The sequence below is a fragment of the Catenulispora pinisilvae genome, from assembly GCF_015356865.1.
Lineage (GTDB): Bacteria > Actinomycetota > Actinomycetes > Streptomycetales > Catenulisporaceae > Catenulispora > Catenulispora pinisilvae.
In genome coordinates this window covers 1-16,250 of the sequence record NZ_JAAFZA010000234.1, presented here as the reverse complement: position 1 = coordinate 16,250, position 16,250 = coordinate 1, and the positions used below count along the sequence as shown (strand labels likewise).

The window sequence follows — 16,250 nt, the reverse complement described above, 5'->3', positions numbered from 1 at the left end:
GGGTGCGGGTGGGCGATGGAGATGGCGATGGCGGTTCCGGCCGCGGACAAGACACGACGGTCGAAGGCCCCGACAGAGGACCCGACGCGGTCGGCACCGCCGGTCGCGGGCCGAACCCGGCCCGGGTAGCCGGCCCCCGCGATCCCCTCGGCGCCGACCCCGTCGGCGATGTCGGCGTCCCCCTCACCTGGTGCGACTGGGAGCCTTCACTTCTGCTCGATATCCCCGAGTCCTGGCCGCCCGGCCTCTACGTCGCCCGCTTCAGCGTCGAGGCGCCGCTCCTGTCGGCCATGGCCCTGCGCGGCCGCAGTGCCTACGTACCCTTCGTCGTGCGCGGACCGCTCGCGGCCGGCTTCCCGGCGCTGGTGATCCTCCCCTTCGCCGCGTACGTCGCCGCCAATCCGTGGCCGATCGCCGACGTGCGCCGGGCCCGCGCCATCTCGCTGGACCGGCCGTTCGCCGGGAACGGGCTGCCCGCCGGCTTCGCCGCCGACGCCGCGTTCGTCGAACCGCTGACCGCCACCGACTTCGCGACCAGCCTCGATGTGCACGCCGGGCTCATCGACCCCGGCGCGTATCGCAAGGTCCTGTTCCGCACCGATTTGTGGTCGCCCCGCATGCGTTCGGCGATCGCCCGGGCCGCCCTGTCCGGCACCGACGTCGGCGGACTCGACGGAATCCCGCCACCGTCGATCGACTTCGCACCGGGCCCCGACGGCCGCGATGACAGGATCCTGATCCGCTACTGAACGGCGGCCCGGGTTCGCTTCCTACCCCAGCATCCGCGCCAGCAGATTCGCCGTCGCACGCTGGATCCGCGAATCGGCGATCCCTGGTGCGGACAAGCCCTTCGCCCAATAGAACGTGCCGCCGTCGAAGACCAGCCCGCCGGCCGGCGCCCGGTGCACCACCGTGTGCTGCATCCGCGGCTGTCCCTGCCCGGTGTACGGCGACGCGGCCAGGATCTCGACCCCCTCAGGGCTCTGAATCCACGGCTGTACCTGGTCGCACTCCCCCCACAACAGCTCGGGGATCCGCTCGCCGTTCCGCACCCCGGTCCCTTCCCAGAACCAGTGCCCGGCGTTGTCCACGACCAGCGGCGCGGTGCCCTTGAGCGTCGAGACGTACTGCGACCCGAGCACCGCCTGCTCCGGACGCCCGGTCTGCCGCCACTGCGCCGTCCGCTCGTTCGGCGAAGCGGCGCCGGGATCGGGCCGGTTCTTGTAGCAGACGACGGTCCGGCCGCCGTCCTCCAACCGGATCCGCCAGTAGACGTTGTTCGCCGCGAGGAACGCCACGTGCGCCCCGTTGGCGATGGCCTTGTCCAGCGCGTCGCGCATCGGCGCCGACCAGTACTCGTCGTGGCCGGGGAAGATCAGGGCTTTGTGACGCGTCGGGTCCACGGTCCCGTCGTGCAGGTCCGCGCTGTCGGCGTACCCGACGCTCCTGCCGTTCGCGGCGGCCCAGGTCTCGACCCACTTCGCGAACGCCGTGTCCAGGTCGAAGTTCGCCGGCAGCCCGGTGACGTGGTACGGCCGGTCGAAGCTGACCTTGGTCGCGGCCTTGCCCTCGGTGTAGATCTTGCCGTCTTCCCAGGCGTAGTACAGGCTCGCGCCGGTCTTCTTGTCCTTGGGGTACTCGTTGTACGCCTGGTAGGTCGTGAAGGGCAGCAAGACCAGGATGTCGTGGCTCGCCGCGTCGTCCCGGACCACGAACGGGACGCAGGTCTGTAGGCCGTCCTCGGTGCGGAGCTTGGCCACGTGGATCCCGCTGCGCCAGTCGGCCGGCACGTCCAGGTGCCAGCTGGGCGTCCAGGAGCAGGTGATGGTGCGGGTGGCGAGGTCGAGCGAGGACCACTGCTGGGTCACGCCGTCGAGTGCCTCGGTCTTCAGGACGCTGACATCCTCGGCCCCGACCCGGAAGATCTCGACCGTGAACGGCTGCGGCGGGTTCACCGAGATCATGAAGTCCAGGCCGGTGCCCCGGTTCACGCTGGTGGCGGCGGCGTAGACGCGGATCCGGCCCTCCACGTCGCTGCTGGCGCACGTGCCGCCGGATTTCGGCGACCAGACCGGCTCCCCGGCGGCGGCCACGTTCTCGGCGGGGGCGATCTCGCGGATCGGCGGGGTCGGGTGCTTGGGGTCGTACGGCTTGGCCCGGAACAGCCCGGTGACCTCGCGCTTGGCCTTCGCCGCGGCGCGCCGGCCGTAACTGCCGATCCCCATGTTGACACCCATTGACGCCGCCGATCGGTGGTGGAGCTGTCGCGGAACGCGCTAATCGGGGACCATGGTAGTGCGGTCTCAGGTCAGTCGAGTTGGCCTGAGACCGCATCGCGCCCGGCGTCAGCCGGCCGTCGGCCCCCGTCAGCCCGCCGTCAGCCCGCCGTCACAGAGTCGACGACATTGCCGTGGCTGTCGTAGCTCGTGATGGACTGTGGCTGCTGTTTCTGCTGATCCGTGAGCGACGGCACGAAGATGACGTAATAGCCGTAGTGCTCGCCCGGAACCGGGACGACCGGCTGCCGGGCGCTGGTCTGCGAGCCGATCGTGACCGACACCGACGCCACCCGCGAGGTGTCGGCCCGGCCCATGAACTCCCACAGAGCCAGCCCCGAGACCTGCCCACTCACCGAACCCGAGGCCAGCGGGCCGGTGATGTTCGCCTCCTGCGCGCTGCATTGCCCGCTGCCGTCGTAGTCGGGCTGGGTCCCCGGCGGACGGCTGCCCCACTGGAGGCCGACGAAGTCGCAGGTGAGGGTGTCGGCGTCGCCTTGCTTGGACATCGGCAGGTGGTTGGCGCTCTTCACCGCGAAGCCGACGTCCTTGGGGACGACGAACTGGTCGCGGACCAGGCGCCAGATCCGGCCGTCGATATTGCCGCCGGTCACGACCGTGACGACGTCGACGGGGTTGGGGGGCGTGGTGTCCGCGCCGAGGCTGTCCTGCGGGAGGACGATCGTCGGGCTGGAGGTCGGGGTCTTCGCCACGTTCCGCGCCGCGGAGCTGGCTCCCGTACTCGGGCTGGAGCCGTGCTCCTTGCCTGCGGTGTTCAACGTCCCGCTGCCACCCCCGCTCCCACTCCCACCAGCGAAGATCGCCACCGCCGCGACCGGCAGCACGGCGAGCGCCGCCACCCCCGAGACCGCGGCCACCCGGCGCTTCGTCCGCAACGCCTCCCCGCTCCTCATCACCACGTCGACGGGCGTGACCCCGACATCCAGCTCGGCGACCTCCGCGCCGAAGACGGCGTGCAACCGCGCCTGTTCGGGCCCGTGCTCGAACTCGTCACTCATTCCGGTTCCTTCTTTCCGGGCTCGCTCACCATGGGGTCGCGATCGAGCAACACGGAGCTGGTCCGCAGCCGGGCGAGCGCCTTCGAGGCCTGACTCTTGACGGTCCCGACCGAACACCCCAGCACCGCGGCGACCTCCCGCTCGGGCAGGTCCTCCCAGTACCGCAGCACCACCACAGCCCGCTGCCGCGGCGGCAACTCGGCCAGCGCCGCCATCAGCGCGGACCGCTGGGCGATCGGCTCATGCGGCACATGCGAACGCCCGTCCGCGGCCACCCCCACCAACTGCTCGGCGACCCGCCGCTTCCGGAACCGCGCCGAATTCGCGTTGACCAGCACCCGCCGCACGTACGCGTCGACGTCATCCACCCGCCGCACCCGCCGCCACGACGCGTAGACCCGTGTCAAAGCGGTCTGCGCCAAGTCCTCGGCCAGAAACCGATCCCCGGTCAACAGAAACGCCGTCCGCACCAACACCGGCCACCGCGCCAGCATGTAGGCCTGGAACTCGGCGTCGGCATCAGCGTCGCTATCGGCCCCAGCGTCAGCGTCGGTCCCGGTGGCGGCGTCGGCATCCGGACCCCCCACGTCGGCGCCCACCCCCGCGATCGCCCTTCGTCGCATCGCGACCCCCTTCCGCCCTACCTAGAGCACAGGATCGCGGGTGGGGGTTGCCCGGGGGTAGCGGAAACGTACGCGGGGTGAGGGTGATGGGAAATACACCTTCGGGTATCGCTCGCCTGGAATGCTGGACTTGGGCGATTCGAACAGATTCAGCGTCTGTCGCATGACATTTCGTATGTACTACGTCGACGACTCGGGCGACTCGGCCAGGGGCATCGCCGTCTACTCCTGGATCGAGGTCGAGGCCAAACAAGCTGTGGCCGCGATGGCCGTCTGGCTCCGGTTTCGATCCGAACTCCTCGAGCGCTACCAGATCCCGCAAGACACCGAGATCCACGCAGTGAAGTTCTTGGCCGGTCGCGGCCAACCGTCAACCGAAGAAAAAGTGAACCGATCAAAGACCCTGCGCCGCGAGATCTTCCAAGAAGCGCTCAAGACCATCGGCGACCTGCCGGGTGTCAGCGCCGGCGCCGTGTATCGCGTGACCTCACGCCGACGGAGTGCCTTCACCGAGGTCATGCGAGACACCTTCTGCCGTCTGGTGCTCGGCGTCGACAGAAGGCTGTATCTCGCCGAGGTCCAAGGGGCCATGATCATCGATGGCAACGGAGACGGTACCTGCCGTGTCTATTCGCGCCTCTACAGCAGCCTCAATCTCAGTGGACACCAACTGGTTGCGGGGCCGTTCTTCCAACCGTCCGATGAGAGCGACTGGATCCAGATCGCGGACATCGTCGCCTACGCCGCCTTCCAGGCGGTGGTCAAACGGCCGGGCAGAGAGTTCTGCTGGACCTGGTACGAGGACTACATCGATCCCGAGGGCCCGAGCCCAATCTGAGCTCACGCCAGAGGCCCCGGTCTAGTAGACCGGGGCCTCTGCAAGCTAGTCACGGGGGCGTTCCGAAAACGCGACCGCTCCTGCGCTGAAAACTCTAGCCGACCCGCACTCAGGCCGCCCCCGATCCAGCCCGAATCGCCCAAACATCACCCGCAAGAGCGACTAAAAAGCATCCGCCGGCACATAAGTCCCCCAAACCTCCCGCAACGCGCGGCTCACCTCGCCGCCCGTGGCCCGGGCGGCCAGTGCCTCCCGCATCGGGTACAGCACGTTCTCCGCGTCCGTCTCCGCCGCGCGCCGCATCGCGTCCAGCGCCTTCGTCACCGCCGCCGCGTCGCGCGAAGCGCGCAGCCGCGCCAGGCGCTGCGCCTGCTGCGCTTCGATCGCGGGGTCCACGCGCAGCGGTTCGTAGGGTTCTTCGACGTCGATCGTGTACTTGTTGACGCCGACCACTGTGCGGCGGCCGCCGTCGATCTCCTGCGTGATCTGATACGCCGACTGCTCGATCTCGCGCTTCTGGAAGCCTGCCTCGATGCCCGCGACCGCGCCGCCGTAGTCCTCGACGCGGGCCATCAGTTCCAGCGCCGCGGTTTCGAGGTCGTCGGTCATGCTCTCGATCGCGTAGCTGCCGGCCAGGGGGTCGACGGTTTTGGTGACGTCGGATTCGTAGGCGATCACCTGTTGCGTGCGCAGGGCCAGGCGGGCCGCCTTCTCGGTCGGCAGGGCGATGGCCTCGTCGAAGGAGTTGGTGTGCAGTGACTGGGTGCCGCCGAGGACCGCGCCGAGGCCTTGCAGGGCCACGCGGACCAGGTTGACCTCCGGCTGTTGGGCGGTGAGCTGGACGCCTGCGGTCTGGGTGTGGAAGCGGAGCATCTGCGACTTGGGGTTCCGGGCGCCGAATTCGTCGCGCATCACGCGGGCCCAGATGCGGCGGGCCGCGCGGAACTTCGCGATCTCCTCCAGGAGGGTGGTGCGGGCGACGAAGAAGAACGACAGGCGCGGGGCGAAGTCGTCGACCTCAAGGCCGGAGGCGACGGCGGCGCGGACGTATTCGATGCCGTTGGCGAGGGTGAAGGCGATCTCCTGCGCGGGCGTGGCACCGGCCTCGGCCATGTGGTAGCCGCTGATGGAGATGGTGTTCCACTTGGGGATCTCGCGGTGGCAGTACTGGAAGACGTTCGACACCAGGCGCAGCGAGGGCTTCGGCGGGAAGATGTACGTCCCGCGCGCGATGTACTCCTTCAAGATGTCGTTCTGGATGGTGCCGGTCAGCCGGTTCGCCGGGACGCCCTGCTCCTCGCCGACCAGCTGGTACATCAGCAGCAGGACCGAGCCCGGAGCGTTGATCGTCATCGACGTCGACACCTCGCCCAGCGGGATCCCGTCGAACAGCACCCGCATGTCCTGGACCGAGTCGATGGCCACGCCGACCTTGCCCACCTCGCCGGCCGCGATCGGCTCGTCGGAGTCGTAGCCCATCTGCGTGGGCAGGTCGAAGGCCACCGACAGGCCCATGGTGCCGGCGTCGATCAGCTGGTGGTAGCGCCGGTTGGACTCCGCGGCGGTGCCGAAGCCGGCGTACTGGCGCATGGTCCACGGCCGGCCGGTGTACATGGTCGGGTACACGCCGCGGGTGAACGGGAACGAGCCCGGTTCTCCCAGCTTGGCCGCCGGGTCCCAGCCGGCCAGCGCGGCCGGTCCGTACACGGGCTCCAGCGGCAGGCCGGACTCGCTCAGCGACGACACCTTCGGGCTCCTTCCGGCGACGGGCGCTCCTGCCCGCAGGGTATGCGCTGCGGGCAGAAGCCACCATCGGACCGGCCCGAACGAACCGGAGGAAACGAAGGCACCAGAGAAACCGGAAGAACCGAAGGAACCAGAGGAGCCGAAAGTACCGAAGGAACCGGAAGAACCGAAGGAAGCTGCGGGCCAGAAACCCCTCAGCCCAACTGCACCGTCTGCGCCAGCTTCTCCGCCAACGCGGTCAGCGCCCGGCCGTAGTACAACGCCTGCCAGGAAACGGTCAGCACCACCGCGGCCGGGGTCTGCGGCGGCCGGATCACGTACACGATCGTCTCCATGACCCGCCCGACCTGGTCCTCGTCCAGCTGGGTGAGGAACTGCTGCCGGACCCGCACCGCGGGGCCCGCCGGCAGTTCCAGCGCCGTCGTCTCCGGCGGCAGCAGCGCATGCGGCTGAAGCGGTCCGGCGAAGAACTCGCCGAGCTGCTTCAGGTTCAGGTCGGGCCACTCCGCGCTCGGCGCCATGTCGCTGACCTCGATCCGGGCCAGCTCGCCCGCGCTCGGGTCCGGGCAGAACGCCATCGCCATGATCTTGGGGCCGCGGGCCCGGGACTCGGCCGTGCACGTCAGGAGCATCCGTGCGAAGTCCGCGAGCTGCCCCTCCGGGGCGTCCACCGGCAGCCGGGAGCGCGCCACCGACTCCGCCCACGACGTCATGTCGCCGGCCTCGTTGATCGGCAGGGGTATGGCGCCGGCCGGGACGCCGACGGTGACGTTCAGCTCCGTCATCGCGGTCACACCAGCCACTGGATGGTCGCGGTGATGGTGTCGAAGAGCGTCACCATCTGGTTGGCCAGCGGCTCCAGCGGGGTGCTGAACGACAGGATGATCTGCGCCTCGCTGTTGGGCACCTCGAGGTGGTAGTCCAGGTGCGTGATCGGCAGGGAGTTGCCGTACTGGTTCGCCGGGTCGGGCAGCTCGCGGTAGCGGTGCCGCAGCGCCGGGCCGACGGCCAGATCCACCATGGACACGTCCTCGCCCTGCTTGGCCAGCGCGGTGCCGTGCTCGACCAGGGTCGGCAGCGGGCCGTCCTTGGGCGGCACGTACGTGGTCAGCAGGGAGCCGGACAGCATGACCTCCCCGACCTGCTGCATCGACAGGTAGAGCTCCATCCCGCCGTTGCCCCAGGCCTGAAGCGCCTGCGCCTTGATCGCCTCGGCGAGCTGCTGCTTGAGGTGCGGGATGTCGTCCTTGCCCCGGGTCACCTCCGAGACGAGGCGGTCGATCTGGCCGTCCAGCTTCGCCGGCTCCAGGACGATCCGGTTCCAGCCCTCGGGCGTCGCCAGCCGGTAGTCGCGCGGGACCGGCTGCTGCGCCGCCCCCGTGGCGTCCTCGGTCACGAAATGTTCCTTTCCGGTGTCACAAGATCAAGGGCGTCTTAGGCGCGCCCATCGGTACCTCAGTGCGCTGCGGGGCCGGGCCGCCAGCCGTTCTTGCCGCGCGCCGAGCGCGAGACCCCCAGGCCCGCGCCCACCCCGCAGACCACCAGTCCGCCGACGACCAGTACGCCGCCGAGCGTCACCGGCAGGTCGGACTTCGTGCCGGCCCAGGCCCGGGTGTGGCCGTCCGGGTCGTAGACCACGCGGTAGTGCCCGGGCGAGAGCCGGTTCCGGTCGCCCGGGTTCAGGCACGTGACCTTGGCGGTCTTCCCGTTCGGCAGCACCGCCTGGCACGAGGCCGAATTACGGCTGCCCGCGGTGACCAGGACGTCCGTGGTCACGCCCTCCTTGCCGGCCGACGAAAGGTAGAAGATCGGCGCGAAATAGGCCAGCGCCAGGACCGCCAGCATCGCCCCCACACCCAGCGGGATGTCGGCCGCCTTGTCGAACCCGAGCCCCTTGCGGTAGCCGCCCTGGGTCGCGAAGGAGATCAGCAGGCCGGTGAGCACGAGCCCGACGAACAACGCCACCACGAAGTCGACGTAGATACCCAGCACCGCGGCGAGGGCCAGATCCACGAGCAGCAGCAGACCCACCCGGGTCCAGTGACCCGCGACCGCGCCCACGCTCGCCCCGCCGGGGCCTTCTGCGCCCGAGAGCCGGTACGCGTTCCCCCCGGGGCCGACCGGTCCGCCGCGCTCCGCGACCTCCTCCAGGTGCTCGGAGATCTCGGCCAGCATGGCGTCGTATTCGTCGGGGCTGGGGCGCTGGTTCGGCTTCTCGCCCATGCTCTGCTCATCTTCCGTAGTCGGACCGGCCTCGCGGCGATGATACGTCGACCCTCGCCGCCCGGAACAGCCTGAACCGAATGGTCACCGGCCACCGCCGGAGGTCCGCCCTTATACCGCGGACCCCGGCGGTGGCCGGCACGTTCTCCCGGTGCTGACTCAGCCGGTGCGGAGTCAGCCGGTGCTGACTCAGCCGTCGGCCAGCGCGTCGGCGTGCCAGCCGCCGTTGGACTCCCAGCTCCAGTTCAGCCCGGGTATCCCGTTCGAGCCCCACGCCGAGTGGTTCTTGGCACCGTCGAACCAGGCCTGCCCGGTGATCGGCGACAGGAAGTTGTTGTTGTCCCAGCCCCAGCCGCTGGAGTTCGCCAGGTTGACGGTTCCCAGGCCCAGCGGGACGGTCTGGCTGGCCAGCCACGGCACGGCCGAGCCCCAGGCCTTCATGGCGAACGGCGAGTCGGCGGCGCCCTTCAGGGCGTTGACGACCTCCAGACCGCTGGCGCCCTGTCGGACACCGGTCCACAACTTCGCCACGTCGCCCAAGCCCGTCGGGGTGAAGTTCTTGGCCGCCTTGATGGCGTCCATCCCGTCCATCAGCTTCATGCCGCCGCGCAGCGAGGAGGACATGTCCCAGGCGTCGGAGAAGTCGGCGCCGGCCGAGGCCAGGGCGCGGGCGTCCTTCAGCGTGTCGGCGGCCTCGGCCCCCTTGGCCAGCACCTCGGCGCCCTTGGCACCTTCGCCCAGCACCCGGCCGGCGCCGAAGGACAGGCAGCCCAGGGCGTCGATGCCGACGTCCAGCCAGGTTCCCTTGCCGTCCAACGCCGAGATGGTGTCACACCCCAGCGCCACCAACCCGGTTATGAGCGAGATCGTCCCCAGCAGCAGGCCGAGGGCCTGCAAGCCCGGGATGAACGAGCAGATCAGCGCCAGCACCCCGCACACCGCGGAGATCGCGCCGGCGATGTGCCCGATCTCGGCGACCACGTCGCCGACGAAGTTCCAGAAGCCCGAGGGGTCCTTCAGACCGTCGTGGTCGATCACGTTGCGGATCGCCGAGGCGACCGCCCTGCCCTCGGAGTCGCGCATGCTGATCGCGTGGTCGATGTCGGCGCCGGCCTGCGCGACGTCGGTGTCCGCCTGCTTCTTCTGGTCGTTCAGCTTGGTCATCGCCGGGTCCGGCTGGCCGGCCGGCGCCGGGTGCGGGTTCGACGCGGCCGCCTGGGTCGCGGTGGTGATCTGCTTCTGGGTGTTGCTGGACTCCGAGTCCGCGCTCTTGCCGCGGTTCAGCGCGTCCACGACCTTCACCTGGGCCAGCTCCAAAGTGGAGGCCCACTCGGTGCCGCTGCCCCAGTTCATGTCGCTCTTGGCGCTGGAGGCGCGGACGTTGGTACCCAGTGCCTTGGCCGCCTCGTCATAACGGCTGTAGACCTTCGACAGGTTGTCGGCGGCGTCGCCGATCTGTTCCTGGAAGGCCCGCCCGGAGTCGGAGTCGAAGCCGTGGCCGTTGATCAGGCCGCGCAGGTTGGACACCTGCTGCGTGATCATGTCGGCGGCCTGGCGCAGCTGCCGGCCCAGGCTCGCCACCTGCGTGGGGTCGCCGGGGATCAGGTCGCCCTGGTTGTAGCGGGCGCCCTGCCAGTCGAAGGTCTGCCAGTCGTGGCCGCTCATCCCTTGCCTCCCCCGCTGGACATCGCCTTGGTGAGGACGTCGGCCAGCTTGGAGTCGGTACCGTCCCAGGCCTGCGCCGCCCCCGTGGCGCCCTTCGACAGCTTGTCCAACTCGCCGACGACGTTGGCCTTCTTCTTGGACCAGTCCGAGGCGAAGTCGTGCAGGGCGTCCGCCACGTCGCCGGAGCCCATGTCACCGCCGACGCCGTCGACGATGCTGCTCGCGTTGTTGAAGTCGTCGCGCAATTTACCCAGTGCCGTGCCCATGTCGGCCAGCATGTGGGTATCGATGCTTATGTGATCGGCCATCCCCGTCCCCTGTTTCCGTAGGCCCCTATCAGGGGCGCAGCCTGCCAGGAACGGAAGACGGCTGCAAGCTGTTCGACAAATCCTCGAATACTCGACCGGCAGATCAGGCGGCCCAGGGCGCCAGCCGGGCCTCAGGCGTACCGCACCGGCAAAGACTTGATCCCGTTGATCCAGGCCGACCGCAGCCGCCGGGCCGGGCCGTCCGGCCCCAGCCCCGGCGCCAGCTCGGCCAGCGTCTCGAACATGAGGTTGATCTCCATCTTCGCCAGGTTGGCGCCCAGACAGTAGTGCGGCCCGCCGCCACCGAAGCCGAGGTGCGGGTTGGGGTCGCGGGAGATGTCGAAGGTGTGCGGGTCGCCGATCACGGTCTCGTCGTAGTTCGCGGACGAATACAGCATCACCACCCGCTGCCCGGCCGCGACCTCGACGTCCCCGACCGAGGTGTCGGCCAGCGCGGTGCGCTGGAAGGAGATGATCGGCGTCGCCCAGCGGACGATCTCGTCCGCGGCGGTCTTGGGCCGCTCCTTCTTATAGAGCTCCCACTGCGCGGGACTGTCGAAGAAGGCCTGCATGCCGTGCGTAATAGCGTTGCGCGTGGTCTCGTTGCCGGCCACCACCAGCATCACCACGAAGAAGCCGAACTCGTCGTCGTTCAGCTTGCCGAAGCCGTCGCCGCGGTCGGCCTGGATGAGCTTGGTGACGATGTCGTCCTCGGGGTGCTCGTGCCGCTTCGCCGCCAGCTCCATCGCGTACACCAGCAGTTCGATGGAGGCGTTCTTGCCGTCCTCCTCGCTGACGTTCAGGTCCGGGTCGTCGTAGCCGGTCATCGTGTTCGACCACTCGAACAGCTTCCAGCGGTCCTGCTGCGGGACGCCGATCAGGTCGGCGATCGCCTGGAGCGGCAGCTCGCCGGCCAGGTCCGTGACGAAGTTCCCGCTCCCGCGCTGCACCGCCTCCGAGACGATCCGGCGCGTGCGCTCCTTCAGCACCGACTCCAGCGCGTTGATCGAGCGCGGGGTGAACCCGCGCTGCACGATGTTCCGCATCTTGGTGTGGTCCGGGGCGTCGGCGTTCAGCATGATGACCTTCTGCATGTCCAGGTCGTCGCGCGTCACGTTGGGGCCGAAGCGGACCAGCGCGGTGTTCGGCGAGGAGCCGAACAGCTCCGGGTGGGTGGAGACGTACTTGACGTCGGCGTGGCGCGAGGCCACCCAGTACCCGTCGTCGCCGAACGGCTGCCGGGAGTCCGGGGTGGCGCACCACCACAGCCGCGAGGTGCGCCGCAGCTCGGCGAACTCCTCGAACGGCATCCGCTCCTCGTACAGGTCGGGGTCGGTGAAGTCCCGGGCGGCCGGGATCGCGGGCTTGGTCGGGACAGACATGCGGGCGCCTCCCAGCCGAGGATTCTGACGGGTTGTCAGATACCGGTCGAAGGGCACGGTAGTAACGTGTTCTAGTTTCCGCAATACCCATCGGACCTGCATCTGTTACCACGGTCCGGCCGCACCGTCCGCGACGTATTTAAGCCAACGAAGTCGTTGGCAAATCCCTCACAAGGCCTAACGGTACTCATTCGGCTGTCCGGTCCCTGAGGGGTTGGTCACACTCGGCTTGCGAGTCCGTTTTGTCCGCTTGATGATCGTTAACATGACCGCTGGCATCGAAGCCTGTCCGCACGTCGTGACTGCTGCGCACGGTATCGGTAGCCGTCTCGTCAGCAACTTCACCTGAGAGGCTGGGCATGGCAAGCGGAGCCCAGGGTGCTAAAGGCACCCTCTACCGCGGCCGGGAAGGCATGTGGAGCTGGGTCGCGCAACGCGTCACCGGTGTCCTGCTGTTCTTCTTCCTGTTCGCACACGTGCTCGACACGGCGCTGGTCCGCGTCAGTCCGCACACGTACAACCAGGTCATCGGCACGTACAAGAACCCGGTGGTGAACCTCCTCGAGGTGGGCCTGGTCGGCGCCGTCATGTTCCACGCTTTCAACGGTCTGCGGATCATCGCGGTCGACTTCTGGAGCAAGGGCCCGAAGTACCAGCGCCAGCTGCTCTGGGTGGTCGTCGGTCTGTGGGCGGTGCTGATGCTCGGCTTCCTGGAGCCGATGATGCAGCACACCTTCCACGAGTGGTTCGGGTGGTGATCGGCTGATGAGCACGCACGTCTCCTTGGAACCGCCGCGGACCGGCAATCCCGGCCGCTCCCAGCGCTACCGCAGCCGCAAGGGCCCGGGCAAGGTCACCCGGGGCAACTTCGAGCTCTACTCCTGGCTGTTCATGCGGGCCTCCGGGGTCCTGCTGGTCTTCCTGGTCCTGGGCCACCTGTTCATCATGATGGTCACCGACGGCGGCGTGGAGAAGATCGGCTTCGCCTTCGTCGCCGGCCGCTGGGCCTCGCCGTGGTGGCAGTTCTGGGACCTGATGCAGCTGTGGCTGGCGATGATCCACGGCACCAACGGCATGCGCACGGTCATCAACGACTACGCCGACAAGGACCGCACCCGGGCCATTCTCAAGGGCCTGCTGTACACGGCCGCCGTGCTGACGGTCGCGCTCGGCACGCTGGTCATCTTCACGTTCGACCCGAGTATCAAGGGCTAGGCGAGCGCATGGCACCCCAGATCCACACTTACGACACCGTCATCGTCGGCGCCGGCGGCGCGGGCATGCGCGCGGCGCTGGAGTCGTCCAAGCGCAGCCGCACGGCGGTGCTGACGAAGCTGTACCCGACGCGCTCGCACACCGGCGCGGCGCAGGGCGGCATGTGCGCCGCGCTGGCCAACGTCGAGGACGACAACTGGGAATGGCACACCTATGACACCGTGAAGGGCGGCGACTACCTGGTCGACCAGGACGCCGCCGAGATCATGTGCAAGGAGGCCATCGACGCGGTCCTGGACCTGGAGAAGATGGGCCTGCCCTTCTCCCGGACCCCCGAGGGCAAGATCGACCAGCGGCGCTTCGGCGGCCACACCAAGGAGCACGGCAAGGCGCCGGTGCACCGGTCCTGCTTCGCCGCCGACCGCACCGGGCACATGATCCTGCAGACGCTCTACCAGAACTGCGTCAAGCAGGAAGTCGAGTTCTACAACGAGTTCTACGTCCTGGACCTGCTGCTGCACGAAGAGGCGGACGGCACCAAGTACGCCGCCGGCGTGGTGGCGCTGGAGCTGGCCACCGGCGAGATCCACATCTTCCGCGGCAAGGCCGTGATCCTGGCCACCGGCGGCTTCGGCAAGGTCTTCAAGACCACCTCGAACGCCCACACCCTGACCGGCGACGGCATGGGCATCGTGTGGCGCCGCGGGCTGCCGCTGGAGGACATGGAGTTCTACCAGTTCCACCCGACGGGCCTTGCGGGCCTGGGCATCCTGCTCACCGAGGGCGCCCGCGGCGAGGGCGGCATCCTGCGCAACGCCGACGGCGAGCGGTTCATGGAGCGCTACGCCCCGACCATCAAGGACCTGGCACCGCGGGACATCGTCGCGCGCTCCATGGTCCTGGAGGTCCGCGACGGCCGCGGCGCCGGTCCCAACAAGGACTACGTCTACCTGGACCTGACCCACCTGCCGGCCGCGCAGATCGAGGAGAAGCTGCCGGACATCACCGAGTTCGCCCGCACCTACCTCGGCGTGGAGCCGACCACGGAACTGGTCCCGGTATACCCGACCGCGCACTACGCGATGGGCGGCGTGCCGACCAACGTTTCCGGCGAGGTGCTGGCCGACAACGACACGGTCGTCAAGGGCATGTACGCGGCCGGCGAGGTGGCCTGCGTGTCGGTCCACGGCTCCAACCGGCTGGGCACCAACTCGCTGCTGGACATCAACGTCTTCGGCCGCCGCGCGGGCATCAACGCCGCCGAATACACCGTCGACGCCGAACTCAAGCCGCTGCCGGCCGAGCCGGAGCAGGCCGTGGTGTCGATGGTCGAGGGGTTGCGCACCTCCACCGGCCACGAGCCGGTGGCGCAGATCCGGTCGGAGTTGCAGGCCACGATGGACTCCAACGCCGGCGTGTACCGCAACGACGAGACGCTGGCCCAGGCCGAGAAGGACGTCAAGGAACTGCAACGCCGCTACCGCGACGTCGCGGTCCAGGACAAGGGCCGGCGCTTCAACACCGACCTGCTGGAGGCCGTGGAGCTGGGCTTCCTGCTGGACCTGGCCGAGATCCTGGTCCTCGGCGCCCGCAACCGCACCGAGTCCCGCGGCGCCCAGGCCCGCGAGGACTACCCGACGCGGGACGACGTGAACTGGCAGAAGCACACGATGGCCTACCGGGAGAAGGACGGCGAGGGCGGTTACAAAATCCGCCTGGACTACAAGCCCGTCATCGTGACCCGCTACCAGCCGACGGAGCGTAAGTACTGATGAGCACCGCCACTGTGCAAGAGCACGTTGAGACGTCGGCCTCCGGCAAGGCCGGCATCGAGATGATGACCATCACGGTCCGCATCCGCCGCTACAACCCCGAGGTCGACGCCGCCCCGCACTGGGTGGACTACCAGGTCACCGCCGACCCGACGGCCCGCATCCTGGACTCCCTGCACAAGATCAAGTGGGAACAGGACGGCTCACTGACCTTCCGCCGCTCCTGCGCGCACGGAGTCTGCGGCTCGGACGCGATGCGGATCAACGGCAAGAACCGACTGGCGTGCAAGGCCCTGGTGAAGGACCTGAACCCGACCAAGCCGATCACCGTCGAGCCGATCCAGGGCCTGCCGGTCCTGAAGGACCTCGTGGTCGACATGGAGCCCTTCTTCCAGGCCTACCGCGACGTCAAGCCCTTCCTGATCGCCCACGGCAACGAGCCCACCCGCGAGCGCATCCAGTCGCAGAAGGACCGCGACCGCTTCGACGACACCACCAAGTGCATCCTGTGCGCGGCCTGCACCACCTCCTGCCCGGTGTTCTGGGCCGACGGCCAGTACTTCGGCCCGGCGGCGATCGTCAACGCGCACCGCTTCATCTTCGACTCGCGCGACGACGGCGCCAACGAGCGACTGGAGATCCTGAACGACCGCGAAGGCGTCTGGCGCTGCCGCACCACGTTCAACTGCACGGAGGCCTGCCCGCGCGGCATCCAGATCACGCAGGCGATCGCCGAGGTGAAGCGGGCTCTGATCACCCGACGGGTGATCTGACCCGATTTTCCCCGAAGACCCGCTGGGAGTGATTCCGGCGGGTCTTCCGCTTTTGTGGGCACTGTGCGGGGCACGCTGGGCAGTGCCCTACGTTGGCCGAACCGCGGCTGACGGGATCTCCGCGGAGGAATCTAGGATGCGTCGACTCGCTGCTGTTGGTGACAGTGCCCGTGCCCGTGCCCGTGCCCGTGCCCGTGCCCGTGCCAGTGCCGCCGTGGCTGCCAGTGTTACTGCCAGTGCCAGTGCCAGTGCTCGTGTTGCTGCCCGTGTTGCTGCTGCCAGCGCCAGTGCTCGTGTTGCTGCCCGTGTTGCTGCTGCCAGCGCCAGTGCTCGTGTTGCTGCCCGTGTTGCTGCTGCCAGCGCCAGTGCTCGTGTTGCTGCCCGTGTTGCTGCTGCCAGTGCCAGTGCTC

Annotated in this window: 17 protein-coding genes; 6 read left to right on the top strand and 11 right to left on the bottom strand. The window is 68.8% G+C overall.

From position 1 onward, the window contains the following. A partial coding sequence (locus IZR01_RS39940; protein ID WP_228561128.1) for a N,N-dimethylformamidase beta subunit family domain-containing protein occupies positions 1 to 749 on the top strand: 749 nt, incomplete at its 5' end. A 21-nt stretch (positions 750 to 770) separates the two neighbouring features. Here the strand turns inward: IZR01_RS39940 and IZR01_RS39935 are convergent. From IZR01_RS39935 to IZR01_RS39925, 3 genes are all read right to left on the bottom strand, one after another. After that, entirely contained in the window at positions 771 to 2,225 is a 1,455-nt protein-coding gene (locus IZR01_RS39935) for a N,N-dimethylformamidase beta subunit family domain-containing protein (protein WP_194926878.1), read from the bottom strand. Positions 2,226 to 2,377: 152 nt separating this feature from the next. Continuing rightward, positions 2,378 to 3,295: a hypothetical protein gene (locus tag IZR01_RS39930; protein ID WP_194926877.1), complete on the bottom strand. Its 918-nt coding sequence runs from the start codon at positions 3,293 to 3,295 to the stop codon at positions 2,378 to 2,380. Next, positions 3,292 to 3,918, bottom strand: coding sequence for a SigE family RNA polymerase sigma factor (locus IZR01_RS39925; protein ID WP_194926876.1), 627 nt, complete (start codon positions 3,916 to 3,918; stop codon positions 3,292 to 3,294). Before IZR01_RS39925 ends, IZR01_RS39930 begins: the two co-directional genes overlap by 4 nt. Before the next feature lie 175 nt (positions 3,919 to 4,093). Between IZR01_RS39925 and IZR01_RS39920 the strand changes: the two genes are divergently transcribed. Further along, entirely contained in the window at positions 4,094 to 4,756 is a 663-nt protein-coding gene (locus tag IZR01_RS39920) for a DUF3800 domain-containing protein (protein WP_194898213.1), read from the top strand. A gap of 162 nt (positions 4,757 to 4,918) precedes the next feature. Here the strand turns inward: IZR01_RS39920 and IZR01_RS39915 are convergent, their stop codons facing one another. From IZR01_RS39915 to IZR01_RS39885, 7 genes are all read right to left on the bottom strand, one after another. Beyond that, positions 4,919 to 6,502: an acyl-CoA mutase large subunit family protein gene (locus IZR01_RS39915; protein ID WP_194898212.1), complete on the bottom strand. Its 1,584-nt coding sequence runs from the start codon at positions 6,500 to 6,502 to the stop codon at positions 4,919 to 4,921. A gap of 194 nt (positions 6,503 to 6,696) precedes the next feature. Next, positions 6,697 to 7,296 carry a hypothetical protein gene (locus IZR01_RS39910; RefSeq protein WP_194926875.1) on the bottom strand — a complete coding sequence of 200 codons (600 nt, stop codon included), beginning with the start codon at positions 7,294 to 7,296 and terminating at the stop codon, positions 6,697 to 6,699. Next, complete coding sequence (locus IZR01_RS39905; protein WP_194898210.1) at positions 7,293 to 7,898, bottom strand: hypothetical protein; 606 nt, start codon at positions 7,896 to 7,898, stop codon at positions 7,293 to 7,295. Before IZR01_RS39905 ends, IZR01_RS39910 begins: the two co-directional genes overlap by 4 nt. Before the next feature lie 59 nt (positions 7,899 to 7,957). After that, a complete protein-coding gene (locus IZR01_RS39900) occupies positions 7,958 to 8,725 on the bottom strand; it encodes a hypothetical protein (RefSeq protein ID WP_194926874.1) in 768 nt (255 codons plus the stop codon). Positions 8,726 to 8,914: 189 nt separating this feature from the next. Then, a complete protein-coding gene (locus IZR01_RS39895) occupies positions 8,915 to 10,390 on the bottom strand; it encodes a hypothetical protein (RefSeq protein WP_194926873.1) in 1,476 nt (491 codons plus the stop codon). Beyond that, a complete protein-coding gene (locus IZR01_RS39890) occupies positions 10,387 to 10,698 on the bottom strand; it encodes a hypothetical protein (RefSeq protein ID WP_194898207.1) in 312 nt (103 codons plus the stop codon). The genes IZR01_RS39895 and IZR01_RS39890 overlap by 4 nt, the downstream gene beginning before the upstream one ends. 131 nt (positions 10,699 to 10,829) lie before the next feature. Then, on the bottom strand, positions 10,830 to 12,080 hold the full coding sequence (locus IZR01_RS39885; protein WP_194898206.1) for a cytochrome P450: 1,251 nt from the start codon (positions 12,078 to 12,080) through the stop codon (positions 10,830 to 10,832). 359 nt (positions 12,081 to 12,439) lie between these two features. On the opposite strand from IZR01_RS39885, the gene sdhC reads away from it, so the two are divergent. Genes sdhC through IZR01_RS39865 form a run of 4 tightly spaced genes read left to right on the top strand, consistent with a single transcriptional unit; the run spans position 12,440 to position 15,840 of the window. Continuing rightward, positions 12,440 to 12,838: a succinate dehydrogenase, cytochrome b556 subunit gene (sdhC, locus tag IZR01_RS39880; RefSeq protein ID WP_194898205.1), complete on the top strand. Its 399-nt coding sequence runs from the start codon at positions 12,440 to 12,442 to the stop codon at positions 12,836 to 12,838. A gap of 7 nt (positions 12,839 to 12,845) precedes the next feature. Continuing rightward, positions 12,846 to 13,295 (top strand): succinate dehydrogenase hydrophobic membrane anchor subunit, encoded by a 450-nt coding sequence (locus IZR01_RS39875; protein WP_194926872.1) that lies wholly within the window; start codon positions 12,846 to 12,848, stop codon positions 13,293 to 13,295. An 8-nt stretch (positions 13,296 to 13,303) separates the two neighbouring features. Further along, the gene (sdhA, locus tag IZR01_RS39870) at positions 13,304 to 15,067 is read left to right on the top strand and encodes a succinate dehydrogenase flavoprotein subunit (protein WP_194926871.1); all 1,764 of its coding nucleotides are present in this window, start codon (positions 13,304 to 13,306) and stop codon (positions 15,065 to 15,067) included. Next, positions 15,067 to 15,840: a succinate dehydrogenase iron-sulfur subunit gene (locus IZR01_RS39865; protein ID WP_194898202.1), complete on the top strand. Its 774-nt coding sequence runs from the start codon at positions 15,067 to 15,069 to the stop codon at positions 15,838 to 15,840. The genes sdhA and IZR01_RS39865 overlap by 1 nt, the downstream gene beginning before the upstream one ends. A 227-nt stretch (positions 15,841 to 16,067) precedes the next feature. On the opposite strand, the gene IZR01_RS39860 is transcribed toward IZR01_RS39865, so the two are convergent. Continuing rightward, the coding region (locus IZR01_RS39860) for a hypothetical protein (protein ID WP_194926870.1) at positions 16,068 to 16,250 on the bottom strand (183 nt) is incomplete at its 5' end.